This is a genomic window from Hwanghaeella sp. LZ110, from assembly GCF_048892525.1.
Classification (GTDB): Bacteria; Pseudomonadota; Alphaproteobacteria; order UBA8366; family Aestuariispiraceae; genus Pacificispira.
The window spans coordinates 379,222-394,613 of record NZ_JBLZHT010000001.1; the positions used below are offsets into that span (position 1 = coordinate 379,222).

The window sequence follows — 15,392 nt, forward strand, 5'->3', positions numbered from 1 at the left end:
TCGGTCCTCTTAAGAAAGCGTTTCGGTCAGGAGCGGAAAGATATCACGACCGGCGGCACGGACCGGCGCGCCAGATCGCACAAGCTCGGCTGCCTTTATTAAGTCTGGCGACATGTATCGGTCCTCGCCCAATGTCGGCACAACGGCGCGGATGCTCTCCATGACGGCTGTCAGGCGGGGGCTGGTCGTCAAAGGCGCGCGAAACTCAACGCCCTGTGCTGCCATCAGCAATTCGATGCCAACGATCTGTTCCAGATTGCGGTTCATATCGATCAACCGGCGTGCCCCATGACAGGCCATGGAAACATGGTCTTCCTGATTGGCGCTGGTCGGCGTTGAATCGGTGGAGGTCGGGTTGGCCCGTTGTTTGTTTTCGGAATAAAGTGCCGCTGCGGTGACTTCCGCAATCATAAAGCCGGAATTGACGCCAGGGTCTGGGGTCAGGAAGGGTGGCAGGCCAAAGTTCAGGGCCGGGTCAACCAGCATGGCAATCCGTCTTTCGGTGATGGAGCCAACTTCCGCAATGACCAGGGCCAATTGATCTGCTGCAAAGGCAACGGGTTCTGCATGGAAATTCCCGCCAGAGACAATGCCCGCCCCATCGCTGAGGATCAGCGGGTTGTCGGTCACCGCATTGGCCTCAATCGTCAGTGTACGCGTACAGGCTCGTAACAGGTCCAGGCACGCGCCCATGACTTGTGGCTGACAGCGAATGCAATACGGATCCTGGACCCGTTCATCATCGATCACATGGCTGTCGCGGATGGCGCTGCCATCCATCAACTGTCGCAGGGTATGGGCGGAATCAATCTGCCCATGATGCCCGCGCAAGGTATGAATCTCTGGATGAAACGGCGCGCTGGACCCCATTGCAGCATCGGTGGACAAGGCTCCAGAGGCCAGCGCTGCACGGAAGGAGCGATGGGCATCAAACAAGCCAGCCAAGGCCAGGGCGGTTGAAACCTGTGTCCCGTTGATCAGCGCCAGACCTTCTTTCGGACCCAGCTCCGTTGCGGTCAGGCCAGCCTTTTGCAGGGCGGCGCCCCCTGGCATGCGCTCCCCTTGATAGACCGCTTCCCCTTCGCCAATCATCACGGCACTCATATGCGCCAGGGGGGCCAGATCGCCGCTGGCCCCGACGGAGCCCTGACCTGGGATTACAGGCGTGACGCCAGCGCGCAGCATATCCTGCAACAGGGTGATCAGTTCCCACCGCACCCCGGATGCCCCGCGTCCCAAAGAGATCAACTTCAGGGACATGATCAGGCGTACAATTGGCTCTGCCAGGGGTTCCCCCACGCCGCTGGCATGGGACAGGATCAGATTGCGCTGCAGCCGTTTTGTATCAGCGGGCGCGATGCGCTTCTGGGCCAGTTTTCCGAAACCCGTATTGACGCCATAGACCGGGTCCTTGCCGTTGGCCGCAGCCATCACAATGTCGGACGCCGCCTGAACCTTTGCCTGACAGGACGGGTCCAGTTCTACCGAAATGCCGTCACGATAGATTTTGCGCAGTGTGCCAATCCCGACCTTTCCAGGCATCAGCGTCAGCGGGCTTGCAGATTGGGTCATGCGTCATCTCCATAAAAGCGACGGATTAAAGGATTGTAACCTTGGCGGTAGGCCAGTTCTCCGGGACTTTCGACATCCCACAGGGCAATATCTGCTCGCTTGCCCGCTTCTAGCGTGCCGCGATCTTCCAGTTTGCCCAGCGCCAGGGCACCATTGCGGGTTAGGCCAACCAGGGCTTCTTCTGGCGTCATGCGAAACAGGGTGCACGCCATATTCATCGCCAAAAGGGGGGAGAAGAGCGGTGATGACCCTGGATTACAGTCGGTTGCAATCGCAATTGGCACCCCGGCCTCTCGTAATTCTTGCAGCGGCGGCAACTTAGTTTCACGCAGGGTATAGAAGGCCCCGGGTAAGATCACCGCAGCGGTGCCAGCGGCCGCCATGGCCGATACGCCCGCCTGGTCCAGATATTCCAGATGGTCCGCAGACAGTGCCTTGAACCCAGCGGCCAGGGCAGCCCCCCCCAAATTAGACAATTGTTCAGCGTGCAGTTTCACGGGAATGCCCAGCGCCGCCGCCTTTTCAAAAACGCGACTGACCTGAACGGCATCAAAGGCGATATTCTCACAGAAGGCATCGACCGCATCGACCAGCCCCTCCGCATGGGCGGCGGGCAGGATTTCGGTGCAGATCCAATCGATATAGCCATCCGCATTGCCCTTGTATTCCGGGGGAATGGCATGGGCGGCCAGGAAGGTGGTCACGACATCAATCGGGCATTCCAGGCCCAGACGGCGGGCGACCCGCAGCATCTTTAATTCGGTTTCCAGGTCCAGCCCATAACCGGATTTGATTTCAATCGTGCCGGTGCCTTCATCAATGAAGGAATGAATGCGCGGCAGGGCGGCTTCGAATAAGGCTTCTTCGCTGGCAGCACGGGTCGCGGTGACGGTGGACAGGATGCCACCGCCCGCCTTTGCGATTTCGGCATAACTTGCCCCGTTCAGGCGCAGTTCAAATTCTTTCGCCCGGTTCCCGCCATAGACCAGATGGGTATGGCAATCGATCAAAGCGGGGGTGGCGACCGCACCGCCACAGTCTTCATGCTCCCAGCCTTTAAAATCGTCCGGCAGCAAGCCTTTGGGCCCAGCATATAATATCCGCCCGCCCTCCAAGACGATGGCCCCGTCCTCTACCAAGCCATAGGGCGCATTACCTGCGACCATCGTGGCAAGGGTCAGGTTGGTCAGCACAAGGGCGGTGTCGCGGGTCATAGGCGCGGGCTCCTGAAATGGCGGTATGGACTTGCATTAAGTGCTGAAAATTATGTATATGGTTATAAGGTTATTTGTCCAGACATAATTGGAGAGAATTTGATGACTGCGCTGTTTGCCGATTGGGCGCTGTTGCCACAGGGTTGGCGCGCGAATGTGCGGGTACAGATTGATCCCGCCGGGCGCATTGCCTCTGTTTCTACCGGCAGTCATGCGCAAACCGGCGATACGCGCCTTGCCAACCGCCTGCTGATCCCGGCACTCAGCAATCTGCATTCCCATGCATTCCAACGCGCCATGGCCGGGCATGCTGAAAAGAAAGCCAGTGGAGAGGATTCCTTCTGGACCTGGCGGGAGGCGATGTATGGCTTTCTGGGGCAATTGACGCCTGAGGATGTGGAGGCGATTGCGGCCTTCGCCTATATGGAAATGCTGGAAGCTGGATTCTCCGCAATCGGGGAGTTTCACTATTTGCATCACCGCCCTGATGGCGGTTCCTATGATGACCCGGCGGAGATGGCCCAGCGCATCATTGCCGCCGCGCAGACCAGTGGGATCGGCATGTCGTTGCTGCCGGTCCTGTATGCGCAAGGGGGCGTGGATGGTCGCGCCTTGAATGACCGCCAGCGGCGTTTCGGCTGTGATCTGGACCGCTATGCCACGCTTCATGGGGCCATTAAGCTTTCGGCGGCGGATTCTGTCCTGGGTGTTGCGGCCCATAGCCTGCGGGCTGTGCCACCGGCAATGCTGACCCCGCTTGCATCGGATTTTGGCGGGGGACCTGTCCATATCCATATTGCAGAACAAGTCGCCGAAGTCGCAGATGTCCAGGCCGCCTATGGCGCGCGGCCGGTTGCCTGGTTGCTGGACAATGCGGATGTCGATCCCCGCTGGTGTTTGGTCCATGCCACCCATATGCAGCCGGAAGAGACCGTCGCTTTTGCCAAGACTGGCGCGGTGGCAGGCCTGTGCCCGATCACCGAAGGCAATCTGGGGGATGGCATATTCGATGGGCGGTGCTTCCTGGACGCAGGCGGGCGCTATGGCATTGGCAGTGACTCCAATGTCCGAATTGATCTGACGGAGGAATTGCGGGTGCTGGAATACAGCCAACGGTTCCAGGACCGTCACCGAACCGTGATGCGCCGCGACCCTGGTTCTGTTGGTCAGGCCCTGTATCAGGCTGCTGCAGACGGCGGGGCACAGGCCCTTGGGCGGCAGGCGGGTCGCATTGAAGTCGGCGCTTGGGCGGACCTGACCGCACTGGAAGCCGATGAGATACTGCCCTTCGTGCCGGGCCATCAGGAATGGCTGGATCACTATGTCTTTGTCGCTGGTGATCGGGCGGTTCGGACGGTCTGGTCTGCGGGGCGGATGATGGTGCAGGATGGGCGGCATATACACCGCGCGAAAATCGCCCATGCGTTTAAAGAAACCGTTGCCCATTTGATGGAAGGGGGGCGTTGATGCCAGATCCAGCCCCCTATCAGCGGATAAAGGATACGCTGCTGGAACGCGTCCATTCCGGCCTCTGGCAGCCTGGGGATTCAATCCCGGGGGAGCAACAATTGGCGCTGGACTTCAATTGTGCCAGGTCCACCGTGCACCGTGCCCTGCGGGAACTGGCGGAAGAGGGGGTGCTGGAGCGGAAGCGCAAGACAGGGACCCGCGTCGCCTATCCGACCGGGCGCAGTTTGGCGCTGGATATCTCGCTGGTCGAAGATGAGATCAAGGCGACCGGGGCCAGTTATCAATATCAATTGCTGGAACGCAAATTGGCTCCTTTGCCTCCGACCGTCGCAGCGCATTTGAACCGTGCCCCTGGAGAGGAGGCCCTGCATCTGTTGTGCCTGCATTATGCGGATCGTCACCCCTATCAGCTGGAAGATCGCTGGATTGATCCCCAGACTGTTCCAGAAGCCCTGGAAGAAGGCTTCGGTCAGATCGGGCCCAATCCGTGGTTGTTGAGGAACGTTCCCTGGACCGAGGCGGAACATGTGATTTCCGCCGATCTTGCAACCGGAACTGTCGCATCGGCGCTGGGCCTTAAAGAGGGAGAACCCGTTCTGATCGTCGAGCGCCGCACCTGGAACGCCAAGGGCCCGGTCACAACGGTCCGTTTCCACCATCCAGGCCGCACCCACCGCCTGCGCAGCGCGTTTGCGCCCCGTTAGATGATGACCCGCGCTGAAACAACCATAGTCCTTCTTAATGGCCCGGGGAGCGTTGGTAAGAGTTCCATCGCGCGTGCCTTTCAGGCCATCGCTCGGCGTCCCATGTTACATGTCGCGATGGATTCTTTTCTGGATATGATCCCGGAACGCTATTTAGGGCATCCAGAAGGCTTGGTTTTTAAATCGGTATTGAAGGATGGTTACCCTGCTACGGAGATAACGTCTGGGCCGGTTGTTGCCCGTACATTGCATGGAATGCGCGGGGCCGTTGCCGCGCTGGCCTACGCTGGCAATGATTTGGTCGTGGATGACGTTCTGTTGGGCAATGAGATTTCTGAATACAATGAGATTCTCGCCCCTTATCGTTTCCTAAAAGTCGGAATAACAGCGCCGGTAGAGGTTTTAGAACAACGGGAGCGCGATCGTGGTGATCGAGAAATTGGCCTCGCACGAACGCAAGTTGATATCGTCCATAGGGGCATTGAATACGATCTTATGATTGATAGTCAGCAAACTGGCCTTGAAGCTTGCGCTCGCCTTATCTGCGAGAAATTCGATCTTTGATTTATGCCTGTGATCGATGCAGTGCTGACGGTCCAACCTCTTCGAAACGCGCCTTTCGCTTAAAACCTCTTGGATCAGTCGCGCTTTCCTGCGTCGTTAGCTGATAGAAAACATTCGTATTCATATATCATAATAATTGTGGTATTTTAATCTAAGTTGTATTCTTAAAAATAAAAAACCTTAAATAAATTTTGCATTGGGAGGGCGTCATGATTCAATATTTTGCAACCAATCGGCACATGGAGAAACTGGGCCAAGCTGTTGAAAACAGAGATCGCACGCTACGACATAAAATGTCTGAGGGCGGGTACTACTTTGTTGATATGGATATCTACATGGCATTCTACATGGGAACGACGGATTCCTCAGAAATGCCGAGAGGCGCAGCGATTGAGGATTCATCTCAAGTCGTTTTCGATAAGTTCCTGGAAGATCCCAGAATCGGTACGATTGTGGTTTGTGTTCACGGCTTCAATGTCGAGCTCTTTGAGGCGTTTACCTGGTTTCGTATCCTAACGGAGACAATGAAACACAAGCCCGGCCTATCCGAAAAAATCATAACATCAAAAGCTGATTTGGACTGCTTAGTTGATGCCAAAGCGGGCAGTTTGACGGCTTTTATTGGATTTTCCTGGCCCTCGGATGGAAGCGCCCTTAAATATCCGTCCGATCAAAAGGAAGCTATTGGATCAACGGCGGCCTTTGGCGGATTGCTGGCTCGCATTCGAAAAACAGGTAAAAGGCTGAACCTCATATGTCACTCTATGGGGAACTATGTCGCCTGCCACACATTCAAAGATTTAATCAATAAGGTCGTTATTCCCCCGGATGTTGTCGGGGATAAAACGCTTACCCCATTGTTGGAACGAAAAGAACGTGCCCCTGGTGACGGTGTGGAAGATGTTGTGGGCAAGGATTGGTTTGTCGATACATTTGTAATGATCGCACCTGACGTGGAACGACGTCATGTGACGAAGTGCAAGGATCCCGATCAGCATCATGAAACGCTCTATGTGGGGCCTTTTTATTCAGGGCTGCAGCATCTTGTTCGCCGTAAAGTTAATGTTTATTCGCGGTTTGATGGGGCCTTATCAATTTCTAATATTGAGAAAATGCCCAGAGAGGCTGCTCTGTCCGTTGCCGATACAATGAACACTGTCACTTTTGGCTTGTTTAAGTTCCTGGAGAGAAACCCGGACTATCATTGGGAAAAGCGCCTGGGAGAGGCCCCCGCCCCGATGAATGCGGCGCCTGGTTTTTGTTCGCTTAATGCAACGGAGCTAGCCGGAAGAAAGATCGATCACAGCGATCATATCGATGCGCCTGAGATCGCATGGAAAATTGCTGAGGAATTGGGGATTCACTAACCATTTCGTGAACATCTCGGGCCAGACCTTGCCATTAGAGTGAATCGAACGACTTCCGTTCTGGGGAATATGTTTCGATGGAAATCAAGGAGAGGTCTAATGGTGTTAAGTGCTTTGAAACACACGGCTCTAGCCGGTGTCGTGCTTGTCCTGAGTGCCGCGATGGCTCAAGCAAGCACTGTGAAAATCACCCCACTGGGCAGTCATGATGGGGAATTTTGTGTCTTTGACCGGGCGATGATCTTTGAAGATCCGGATGGAACGCGCATTCTGTATGATGCCGGTCGTACTGTTGCCGGGCCGGATGATCCCCGCCTTGGGGCTATTGATGTGATCCTGGTCAGCCATATGCATGGCGATCATGTAGGGGATCGGCATATCCCCTCCGTGAATGCAGGGGAATGCGGCAAGCCCGATGTTTCTGTCGCCTCCGTTCCCAACAGCAACACAATCGATATTGCGCTGAAGACCGGGGCCTTGATTGTGACCGGCAGTGAAATGCCAAAGTTCTTTGGTAACAAGTTGAAAGCGCTGGGCGGTGATCCATCCAAATCCCAACTGGTTCGGTTTGGCGGCTCGCGGACTGTAGGGGGCGTGTCCATCACCACTGTTCCGGCGGTTCATTCCAATGGTATTGCAGGTGCGTTTGTTCATGGCGCGTTGGGGGAGTTGCTGGAACAGGCTGGATTGACAGCCTATGCCGGTCCGCCGACAGGATATGTCCTGACCTTCAGCAACGGCCTGTCGGTCTATCTTTCAGGGGATACCGGGGTGACCGCGGAACAGAAGACTGTTGTCGCGGATCAGTACAAGGCGAAGCTGGTGGTTATGAATATCGGCGACACCTTCACGACAGGACCGACTGAAGCAGCCTATGTAATCAACGATTTGATCAAACCGGCCACCGTCATCCCCTCCCATGCCAATGAACCGGCAACGAAGGATGGGAATGTGATTGCAGGCTCCAAAACAGATATCTTCACTCAGGCCGTCAACGTTCCTGTGCATCTGCCACTCAGTGGCAAGACCATGGCGTTTGATGGCGGCGGCATGTGTACAGAAGGCTGCTAGTGTGGTGCGCGGTTATTTGGGATCGACCAGGACGCTGTTTGCGGCGCTCCGGGCCGCGTCGCCTTCCGCTTGCGATTCCCCGCATCTCTTCGCGAAACGCTCCTAACCGGAGCACCGCAAACAGCGCCTTTGGTCCCTTTACCGGCCCGTCGGACTGCGTCGAGAGCGCTTGACGATGAACCACATCGCCTGCACGCTCTCTTCTAGCCGACAGGCCGGTAAAGAGATCCTGGTGATTCCAAATAATCGCGCACCACACTAGCCCAATAGGATTGCTCCTGCCTTGGCATTTTAATGTGTTTCGGCAGGGGTGTTTCTTATCGATTGGGTGGGGCTATGGAGACAGTTGAGCAGTTACCAGAGACGCTGTGGATTGAGAATGAGCTGTATCGTCTGCATACGGCCCCACTTGCTGCATGGCTGCGCCAGAATGGACCCATCGCGTTTGAACAACGCAGTGACGCCTGTCTTCGGGGCTATGTCGGTCGATGGGAAATTCGGGAGGGTGCCCTGTGGTTGATTGATTTGCATGGATGGCGCGACGGCAAGCGCATCCGTCACACCGATCTGTTCAATACGACAGGGGATGTGCGTGCGGACTGGTATTCAGGGCAATTGGTCTTTGAACCGGCCCAAGATACACTAAAGGAGGGCACGATGGCCCTCCTCCAGCGGGTTTCAGTCCAGGACGGTATGCTGATGGCAAACCGTCCTGCACCGATTTAGTATAAACCCTTACGCGCTGACTTTAGCGGACTTCAGATAGTCCAGCATGGTGTCGACATCGCTGATTTCGAAGGGGTCGCCAGGCTTTTCCGGCTCAACGAACATCTTTTCGATCTTGCCATCGTTGACGACCATTGAATAACGCCAAGAGCGCTTGCCAAAGCCAAGATCTTCCTTGCCAACCAGTAGGCCCATGCCTTCAGAGAATTCACCATTCCCGTCCGGGATAACCTTCAGTTCGGAATCAACGCCCTGATCTTTTGCCCAGGCATTCATAACGAAGCTGTCATTGACCGACAGGCAGTAGATGTCATCAACGCCACAGCCTTTAACTTCGCCGGATTTGATCATGTAGCCCGGCAGGTGGGTTGAAGAACAGGTCGGCGTGAAGGCACCTGGCAGAGAGAATACAACAACGCGCTTGCCCGCGAAAAGATCATCGGTGCTGACATCTTTCCAATCGCTGTTCGCGCGGGTGCGGAAGGTAACGCTGGGCACTGTGTCGCCGACATTCTTCATGTTTGTGAACTGGGTCATTTAGAGACTCCTTTTTTGATTTCATGTCTGAGATACCTGATTGGTACCCCAAGGATATTCGGATTTGCATATAGGTGCATAAGGGACTTACACGGTTCCTTAGAACACCAATAATTTGCAGACAGAACGTATATAGGTGTTCTTTAGACTTATTCCAAGATGAAAATGGTGCGTCGCACAAGAATTTTTTGTGAAGCCGTCAGCGGGTCTTTTGGGGTATCGCGGAAGCCCGCCCGGGACCGCCTAGGCGGCCGGATTTATGTTACCTGTTATGTCTGACAGCGGGTGATCAGTTTTCTCAGCATCGCTTCACAGGCATGAATTTGCGCTTCTTCAATATACTCATTGGGTTGATGCGCTTGATCAATTGATCCGGGCCCGCAAACGACGACCGCCATTCCAGCGGCCTGAAATTGCCCCGCTTCTGTGCCATAGGGGACATAGGTCGTATCATTGTCGCCGGTGATTTGTCGCACCAGTTGTTCTGCCTCGCTGTCCCGGTCTTCCATCAGGCCTGCGACGACATTCTCTGTGGTGACGGCAACGCCAGCATTCGGATCAATAGCCTGCATTTCCGGCAAAATTTCTGCGGTAATCCAGCTTTCAAACTCCCGCTGGATATCTTCGGGGAAATCATCTGGAAGATTGCGAATATCGCATACAAATTCACAATGGCGGGATATGATGTTGGGCGCGGTGCCACCCTGGACCTGACCAACATGGATGGTTGTATAGGGCGGCACAAATTTACAATTCGGATCAGCAGCCGCTTTGAGCGCCTTTGCCATCTCATCCAGCTTTGCAATCAATCTGGCCCCGGTCATGACTGCTGAAACGCCGCGATGGGTCTGACTTGAATGGGCCTCTTTCCCTGTCACGACAACGCGGAAGAACCACATTCCCTTGTGGGCGGACACAACCTTCATATCGGTGGGTTCCCCCACGATCACGACGGATGGTTTTGGCAGGCTTTTGCCAATTTCATGAATCATATCGGGGGCGCCCAGGCAGCCCACTTCTTCGTCATAAGAGAGCGCAAAATGGATCGGGCGCACTAATGGTCTGGCCAGCATTTCGGGCAGTAGCGCTAATGCGGTGGCCGGAAAGGCCTTCATATCACAGGTGCCGCGCCCATAATATCGGCTGCCCTTTTTTATCATTTGAAACGGATCTGTATCCCAGGGTTGCCCAGCTACGGGAACCACATCGGTATGACCCGACAGGCAGACGCCGCCCGGCTGTTTAGGGCCAACCGTCGCCCAAAGGTTTGCCTTGGACTTGTCCTTGTTATGGACCAGGGTGCTATCAATCCCATGGTCCGCGAGATAGGTCTGCACAAAACGGATCAGATCCAGATTGGATTTTGCACTGGTCGTGTCGAACCCGATCAAGGTTTCAAGCATTTCAAGTGGCGTTGGCATAGTCTGGTATCCTTTGGTGTCAGCCACGCCAGAAACTGGGGGCAAGCAGAATAAGAACGGTGAAAATCTCCAACCGTCCTAACAGCATGCCGCCAGAGAGCAACCATTTTGCGGCATCTGGTAAAGACGCAAAGGTCCCAGCCGGGCCAATCACATCGCCTAGACCGGGTCCGACATTGGATATCGCCGTGGCAGCCCCGCTGGTCGCCGTGATGAAATCCAGTCCCAGTAATCCCAGGCTTAAAGCCAGAAGACCAAATATTGCCATGAACAAAAAGAAGAAGCTCATGACAGATTCTTCAACCGAATTTGGGATAGGCTTCTTGTTATAATAGGCAATGAAAACACCGTTAGGACTAAGCAGGCGTTTCATCTGAACCCGCGCTGTTGCGTATAGGACCTGGAACCGGAATATCTTGATACCGCAACTGGTCGATCCGGCGCAGCCGCCAATAAACATCAACAGAAAAAACAACGGCAGTGCAAAGGCCCCCCAGTTGCCAAAGTCCTGGGTTGCATAGCCTGTCCCTGTCATCACCGATGTCACATTGAAAGTGGCAAAGCGTATCGCATCAGACAGGGTCCAGTCCTGTTCTGCCACCAGATACAGAATCATAATCGCCGTAGCACTTAACAGAAAGCCAAAGAACCAACGAATCTGACTGTCGCGGTATAGAACCAAGGGCGCCCCCCGAATGGCCTGTAGATACAGCAGGAACGGCAGGGAGCCGAGAATCATGAAGACCGTAGCAATCCATTCCAGCTTGGCACTGCCGAAAAGCCCCATCGAACTGTCATAGGTCGAAAATCCGCCGGTCGCCACGGTGGTCATCGCATGGTTCAGGGCGTCAAACCCGCTCATCCCCGCCCACCAATACAGTCCGGCGCAAACCATAGTCAGGACCAGATAGATTATCAGGATCCATGCGCCGATCTGGGCCGCGCGCGGCAATGCCTTTTCCACCCGCTCTGCAAATTCCATACGGAATAACTGCATGCCACCGACCTGCAGCATCGGTAGAATCGAAACCGCCATCACAATAAACCCAATTCCCCCCAGCCATTGAAGCAAAGAGCGCCACAGCAGTATCCCGGGCGGGGCGAAATCCAGCCCGACGATTACCGTTGACCCTGTGGTTGTGATCCCGCTCATCGCTTCAAAGAAGGCATCGGTATAGGTCAGATTAAGATCTGAAAAGCTCAACGGCAGCGCTGCGAAAGCCGGCAGCAAGCACCAGGAGATGGTGGTCATGATGAAAGCCTGGCGGATGGTAAGTGCGATTGTTTTGACCCTATTGGTCAGGGTCAGCATCGCACCAACGAAAAAGGTCAAACCGGATGCTGCGGCAAATACCTCCCAGTCCGGGTTGTCCACGATAATATCTACAGCCGCAGGCAGCACCATCGCCACGGACAAGGTCGTCAACAAGATGCCGTTCACAAAGAAAATAGGACGGAAATCTAGCAACAACCCCTCCACCGGATGCTTGTTAATATTGTTGCATCCTCAGTCTGCTTCACATCCGCCGACCATAGCTTTCTTTTCGTTAAGAAACCAGCGGATCGGGACGAATGCCCCTGAACCAGAAAACTATTGATGCTTTACCTTTAATTAAGAGTTGGTGCGGTACTTCTATAGGATGTTTTGCTTTCGGGCACCCGTCGGGAGGAGTTGAACCGGCATATGCTAAACTTAAATCGCCGAGTTTCTGGGGGTGGTACGACGCTCGCAGATGAAATCAAGCGGCTGAGTGGTTTGTTCAGTCAAAGCCATGACGCTGTGATCGCAATTGATGAGGCACAACATATTGTTTTTGCTAATCAAATGGCTGTCACCATGTTTGGTTGCCAGTTGGAAAGCGATCTGATTGACAAGCCTGTTAGAACAATTCTTCCGGGAAAGAATGCGTGGCTTTCTGGCGTCGAAAGGGGCAAAAGCAGTGATGTCACTGCGTCGGATGCTGGATATCCTCATTTAAGTCAGGTTGTAGCCTGCCGCGCTGATGGCACCCATTTTAATATTTACTTGCGTGTTGCCGAGCATCCGGTGAAGGGGTATCTGATTCATTATCTGTTTTTGCGGGACCTTAGCCTTCCAAATGACCTTAATCTGGCGGCTGATAATTCCATTTATTATGATCAATTGACCGGTCTGCCCAAACGTGAGGCGCTGGTTCACTGTCTGAACACCGTTTACGCCCAGTATGTGGATCAAGGACGCCGATTCCTGATGATTGAAATCGGAATCGACCAGATGCGCGCCATCAATTCCACATTTGGGATGGAAGATGGTAACAGCATTATTCGACTGGTTGGGGACCGATTGGCGAAACTTACGAGCCAATGGGAGTTTTTTGGGCGCGGTAGTGGTGATCGCTTTTCTGCGCTTGTTGAAATCCCCCCGCGTGAAACCGCCGCCTCTCAGGTGATCGAGGTGCAGAAGGTTATCTCCACCGCGTTTGAGGATCCGTTTGAATTTGGCAATGCGCGGGTGGCGATCAGTGGGACGGCAGGGGGATTAGAAATTCCTTTAATGGCCGATGAACCTGGCATGGCGATTCGGTATGCCGATATGGCGTATTATGAAGCCAAAAATTGGCATCGCGGCGAAGTCTATTTGTTGACTGAAGAGGTGGTTTCCCGCGTCCTGGAGACGTCCGCGATGGTGCATCAAATTCGTGAGGCGGTGCAACGTCATGAATTCTATCCTGTGTTTCAGCCAAAAATAAGTCTGCCGAATGAAACCTGTGTCGCGGCGGAGTGTTTGATTCGCTGGCGAAAGGCCGATGGGACGATGGTTCCGCCGGGACAATTCATCCCGGTTGCGGAAAGCGCGGATCTGATCGAAGGAATTGGTCGATTCATATTCCTGGAAGCCTGCGCTGCGGTACAGGAATGGAAGCGTGATCCCGTATTGTCTAAAGTTAAGCTGGCGGTGAACATTTCGCCCAAGCAATTGGAACGCGGTAATTTCGTTGATTTCGTAAAACGATCACTTGAGACATTCGATATTTCTCCATCCTCTCTGGAGTTTGAGATTACCGAGACCACATTGACGCGCAATCCCAAGGTCGCTTTCGCAGCCGTTGCGGCGCTTCAGAAAATGGGGATATCCATCGCCATAGATGACTTCGGCACAGGAAATTCCTCGCTGGGGATGCTGCGGGATGTCATGGCCACGCGGGCTAAGGTGGACCGTTCGTTCCTGACTGGAGTTCCTTATGACGATAAGTCCAATCGGTTGTTAAACAATATTATCAATTTGATGCGGGATATGAATTTGCAGGTTACCGTCGAAGGAATTGAGACCAGTGAAGTGGCGGAATATGTAAAATCACTGCCCTGTGCAGAGGCGCAGGGATACTATTATTCACGTCCGCTGGAGAAGCCAGCCTTTGAACAATTTGTCCAAGCCGCTGCAAAAACCAACTCTATTGGGATATCGGATCTCGAAATCTGACATTATGACAATAACTGGGATTGGTGGGATTTGGGTTTACTGGGCCGCACCACTCCCTATCAATGCCATAAAGTCAGCCTTCAAGGAACGATCCTCTTTAAAAGCTCCCAGCATGCGGCTGGTTATCATACCAACACCGGGTTTTTTTACACCGCGCGTCGTCATGCATTGATGCTGGGCGTTCACAACAACGGCGACGCCCCTGGGGTCCAGAGCCTGCTGTATCGCATCGGCGATCTGGGCCGTCATTTTCTCCTGAATCTGCAAGCGTTTCGCAAAGATTTCTACGGTACGCGCTAGTTTTGAAATGCCAACGACACGCAGTTTCGGCAAATAGGCGACATGCGCGGTTCCGATGATCGGGACCATGTGATGTTCGCAATGGCTTTCAAACGGGATATCGCGCAACAGCACCATTTCGTCATAGCCTTCGGTTTCTTCAAACGTCCGCGACAGCATGTCTGTTGGGTTTTCTGCATAGCCGGCAAAGAACTCTTCGTAGGAACGGACAACCCGATCCGGCGTGCCGAGCAGGCCTTCGCGATCCGGATCGTCGCCCGCCCATAAAAGCAAGGTGCGAACCGCAGCTTCCGCCTCTTCACGAGACGGGCGCGACTCGGGGTCACCCTTGCTGGTGCGTGTCCCATCAACCGATTGAATGGCATTCATCAGAGAATCCTTAATTTTTATTGCCCCAGCGATTTGGTGGGATCTGCCCCGGACTGTCTTGCTTCTCACGACCTGTTAATCAGCCCGTGCACCATGCATCAGTACGTTCATTTAATTCAGATGGATCGCCTGATGGGGACTATCAAGTGAAAATGCCGGAATATTAATCTTAAACAGTCCACCATTTGCCGATTGCATCTCGTAATGTCCGGACATGATCCCCGACGGCGTGCTCAACGGCGCGCCACTGGTATATTCGTAACTATCGCCGGGAGAGATCAGGGGCTGTTCTCCAACAACGCCGGGTCCGCTGACTTCCTCTGTATGGCCGTTGGCATTTGTGATGCGCCAGTATCGATTGATCAGGCGCACCGGCTGGGCGCTTAAATTTACGATATGGACGGTATAGGCCCAGACGAAGTGACTATCCGATGGCGACGATTGATTGTCCAGATAGACGGGCTCAACGGCAACTTTGATGTTCTCTGTGATGGATTCGTAATGCATTCGTTTCACAAGGTTTTGAGGTGGTGGTGTCAAACCATGCCGGGGAAGACGCGCCCTGAAAACCCTAAAAGAGTTCCCTGCCGACAGGTTCGACGTGAGACAAAGAAAAA

General features: G+C 54.2%; 14 protein-coding genes. 7 read left to right on the plus strand and 7 right to left on the minus strand.

The annotated features are described in order from the left end of the window. Positions 1–9 precede the first annotated feature (9 nt). Both hutH and hutI read right to left on the minus strand, forming a co-directional pair. Entirely contained in the window at positions 10–1,572 is a 1,563-nt protein-coding gene (gene hutH, locus ACOSDM_RS01675; protein WP_420722734.1) for a histidine ammonia-lyase, read from the minus strand. Then, complete coding sequence (gene hutI / locus ACOSDM_RS01680) at positions 1,569–2,786, minus strand: imidazolonepropionase (protein WP_420722735.1); 1,218 nt, start codon at positions 2,784–2,786, stop codon at positions 1,569–1,571. The genes hutH and hutI overlap by 4 nt, the downstream gene beginning before the upstream one ends. 102 nt (positions 2,787–2,888) lie before the next feature. Between hutI and ACOSDM_RS01685 the strand changes: the two genes are divergently transcribed. From ACOSDM_RS01685 to ACOSDM_RS01710, 6 genes are all read left to right on the plus strand, one after another. Then, positions 2,889–4,253 carry a formimidoylglutamate deiminase gene (locus tag ACOSDM_RS01685; protein ID WP_420722736.1) on the plus strand — a complete coding sequence of 455 codons (1,365 nt, stop codon included), beginning with the start codon at positions 2,889–2,891 and terminating at the stop codon, positions 4,251–4,253. Then, positions 4,253–4,960, plus strand: coding sequence for a UTRA domain-containing protein (locus ACOSDM_RS01690; protein WP_420722737.1), 708 nt, complete (start codon positions 4,253–4,255; stop codon positions 4,958–4,960). Before ACOSDM_RS01685 ends, ACOSDM_RS01690 begins: the two co-directional genes overlap by 1 nt. After that, positions 4,961–5,524: a chloramphenicol phosphotransferase CPT family protein gene (locus ACOSDM_RS01695; RefSeq protein WP_420722738.1), complete on the plus strand. Its 564-nt coding sequence runs from the start codon at positions 4,961–4,963 to the stop codon at positions 5,522–5,524. A gap of 209 nt (positions 5,525–5,733) precedes the next feature. Continuing rightward, entirely contained in the window at positions 5,734–6,891 is a 1,158-nt protein-coding gene (locus ACOSDM_RS01700; protein ID WP_420722739.1) for an alpha/beta hydrolase, read from the plus strand. A 99-nt stretch (positions 6,892–6,990) separates the two neighbouring features. Continuing rightward, positions 6,991–7,962 carry an MBL fold metallo-hydrolase gene (locus tag ACOSDM_RS01705; protein WP_420722740.1) on the plus strand — a complete coding sequence of 324 codons (972 nt, stop codon included), beginning with the start codon at positions 6,991–6,993 and terminating at the stop codon, positions 7,960–7,962. Positions 7,963–8,298: 336 nt separating this feature from the next. Beyond that, entirely contained in the window at positions 8,299–8,688 is a 390-nt protein-coding gene (locus ACOSDM_RS01710) for a hypothetical protein (RefSeq protein WP_420722741.1), read from the plus strand. Between the two features lie 9 nt (positions 8,689–8,697). Here the strand turns inward: ACOSDM_RS01710 and ACOSDM_RS01715 are convergent, their stop codons facing one another. The 3 genes from ACOSDM_RS01715 to ACOSDM_RS01725 all read right to left on the minus strand — a co-directional run bounded on the left by ACOSDM_RS01715 (position 8,698) and on the right by ACOSDM_RS01725 (position 12,114). Next, positions 8,698–9,225, minus strand: coding sequence for a peroxiredoxin (locus ACOSDM_RS01715; RefSeq protein ID WP_420722742.1), 528 nt, complete (start codon positions 9,223–9,225; stop codon positions 8,698–8,700). A 269-nt stretch (positions 9,226–9,494) separates the two neighbouring features. Then, positions 9,495–10,646: an acetylornithine deacetylase gene (argE, locus tag ACOSDM_RS01720; RefSeq protein WP_420722743.1), complete on the minus strand. Its 1,152-nt coding sequence runs from the start codon at positions 10,644–10,646 to the stop codon at positions 9,495–9,497. A 19-nt stretch (positions 10,647–10,665) separates the two neighbouring features. Then, entirely contained in the window at positions 10,666–12,114 is a 1,449-nt protein-coding gene (locus ACOSDM_RS01725; RefSeq protein ID WP_420722744.1) for a TrkH family potassium uptake protein, read from the minus strand. A gap of 216 nt (positions 12,115–12,330) precedes the next feature. On the opposite strand from ACOSDM_RS01725, the gene ACOSDM_RS01730 reads away from it, so the two are divergent. Then, positions 12,331–14,106: an EAL domain-containing protein gene (locus tag ACOSDM_RS01730; protein WP_420722745.1), complete on the plus strand. Its 1,776-nt coding sequence runs from the start codon at positions 12,331–12,333 to the stop codon at positions 14,104–14,106. A gap of 36 nt (positions 14,107–14,142) precedes the next feature. Here the strand turns inward: ACOSDM_RS01730 and folE are convergent, their stop codons facing one another. Continuing rightward, positions 14,143–14,775, minus strand: a complete 633-nt coding sequence (gene folE, locus ACOSDM_RS01735; protein ID WP_420722746.1) for a GTP cyclohydrolase I FolE — start codon at positions 14,773–14,775, stop codon at positions 14,143–14,145. Between the two features lie 111 nt (positions 14,776–14,886). Then, on the minus strand, positions 14,887–15,282 hold the full coding sequence (apaG, locus tag ACOSDM_RS01740; protein ID WP_420722748.1) for a Co2+/Mg2+ efflux protein ApaG: 396 nt from the start codon (positions 15,280–15,282) through the stop codon (positions 14,887–14,889). Positions 15,283–15,392: the final 110 nt, after the last annotated feature.

Bases quoted from the DNA above. Each gene is read 5' to 3' on its own strand.
- apaG (WP_420722748.1), bottom strand. From the start codon at position 15,282: ATGCATTACGAATCCATCACAGAGAACATCAAAGTTGCCGTTGAGCCC.
- ACOSDM_RS01705 (WP_420722740.1), top strand. From the start codon at position 6,991: ATGGTGTTAAGTGCTTTGAAACACACGGCTCTAGCCGGTGTCGTGCTT.
- ACOSDM_RS01700 (WP_420722739.1), top strand. From the start codon at position 5,734: ATGATTCAATATTTTGCAACCAATCGGCACATGGAGAAACTGGGCCAA.
- ACOSDM_RS01685 (WP_420722736.1), top strand. From the start codon at position 2,889: ATGACTGCGCTGTTTGCCGATTGGGCGCTGTTGCCACAGGGTTGGCGC.
- ACOSDM_RS01695 (WP_420722738.1), top strand. From the start codon at position 4,961: ATGATGACCCGCGCTGAAACAACCATAGTCCTTCTTAATGGCCCGGGG.
- argE (WP_420722743.1), bottom strand. From the start codon at position 10,646: ATGCCAACGCCACTTGAAATGCTTGAAACCTTGATCGGGTTCGACACG.
- folE (WP_420722746.1), bottom strand. From the start codon at position 14,775: ATGAATGCCATTCAATCGGTTGATGGGACACGCACCAGCAAGGGTGAC.
- hutH (WP_420722734.1), bottom strand. From the start codon at position 1,572: ATGACCCAATCTGCAAGCCCGCTGACGCTGATGCCTGGAAAGGTCGGG.
- ACOSDM_RS01690 (WP_420722737.1), top strand. From the start codon at position 4,253: ATGCCAGATCCAGCCCCCTATCAGCGGATAAAGGATACGCTGCTGGAA.
- hutI (WP_420722735.1), bottom strand. From the start codon at position 2,786: ATGACCCGCGACACCGCCCTTGTGCTGACCAACCTGACCCTTGCCACG.
- ACOSDM_RS01710 (WP_420722741.1), top strand. From the start codon at position 8,299: ATGGAGACAGTTGAGCAGTTACCAGAGACGCTGTGGATTGAGAATGAG.
- ACOSDM_RS01715 (WP_420722742.1), bottom strand. From the start codon at position 9,225: ATGACCCAGTTCACAAACATGAAGAATGTCGGCGACACAGTGCCCAGC.
- ACOSDM_RS01730 (WP_420722745.1), top strand. From the start codon at position 12,331: ATGCTAAACTTAAATCGCCGAGTTTCTGGGGGTGGTACGACGCTCGCA.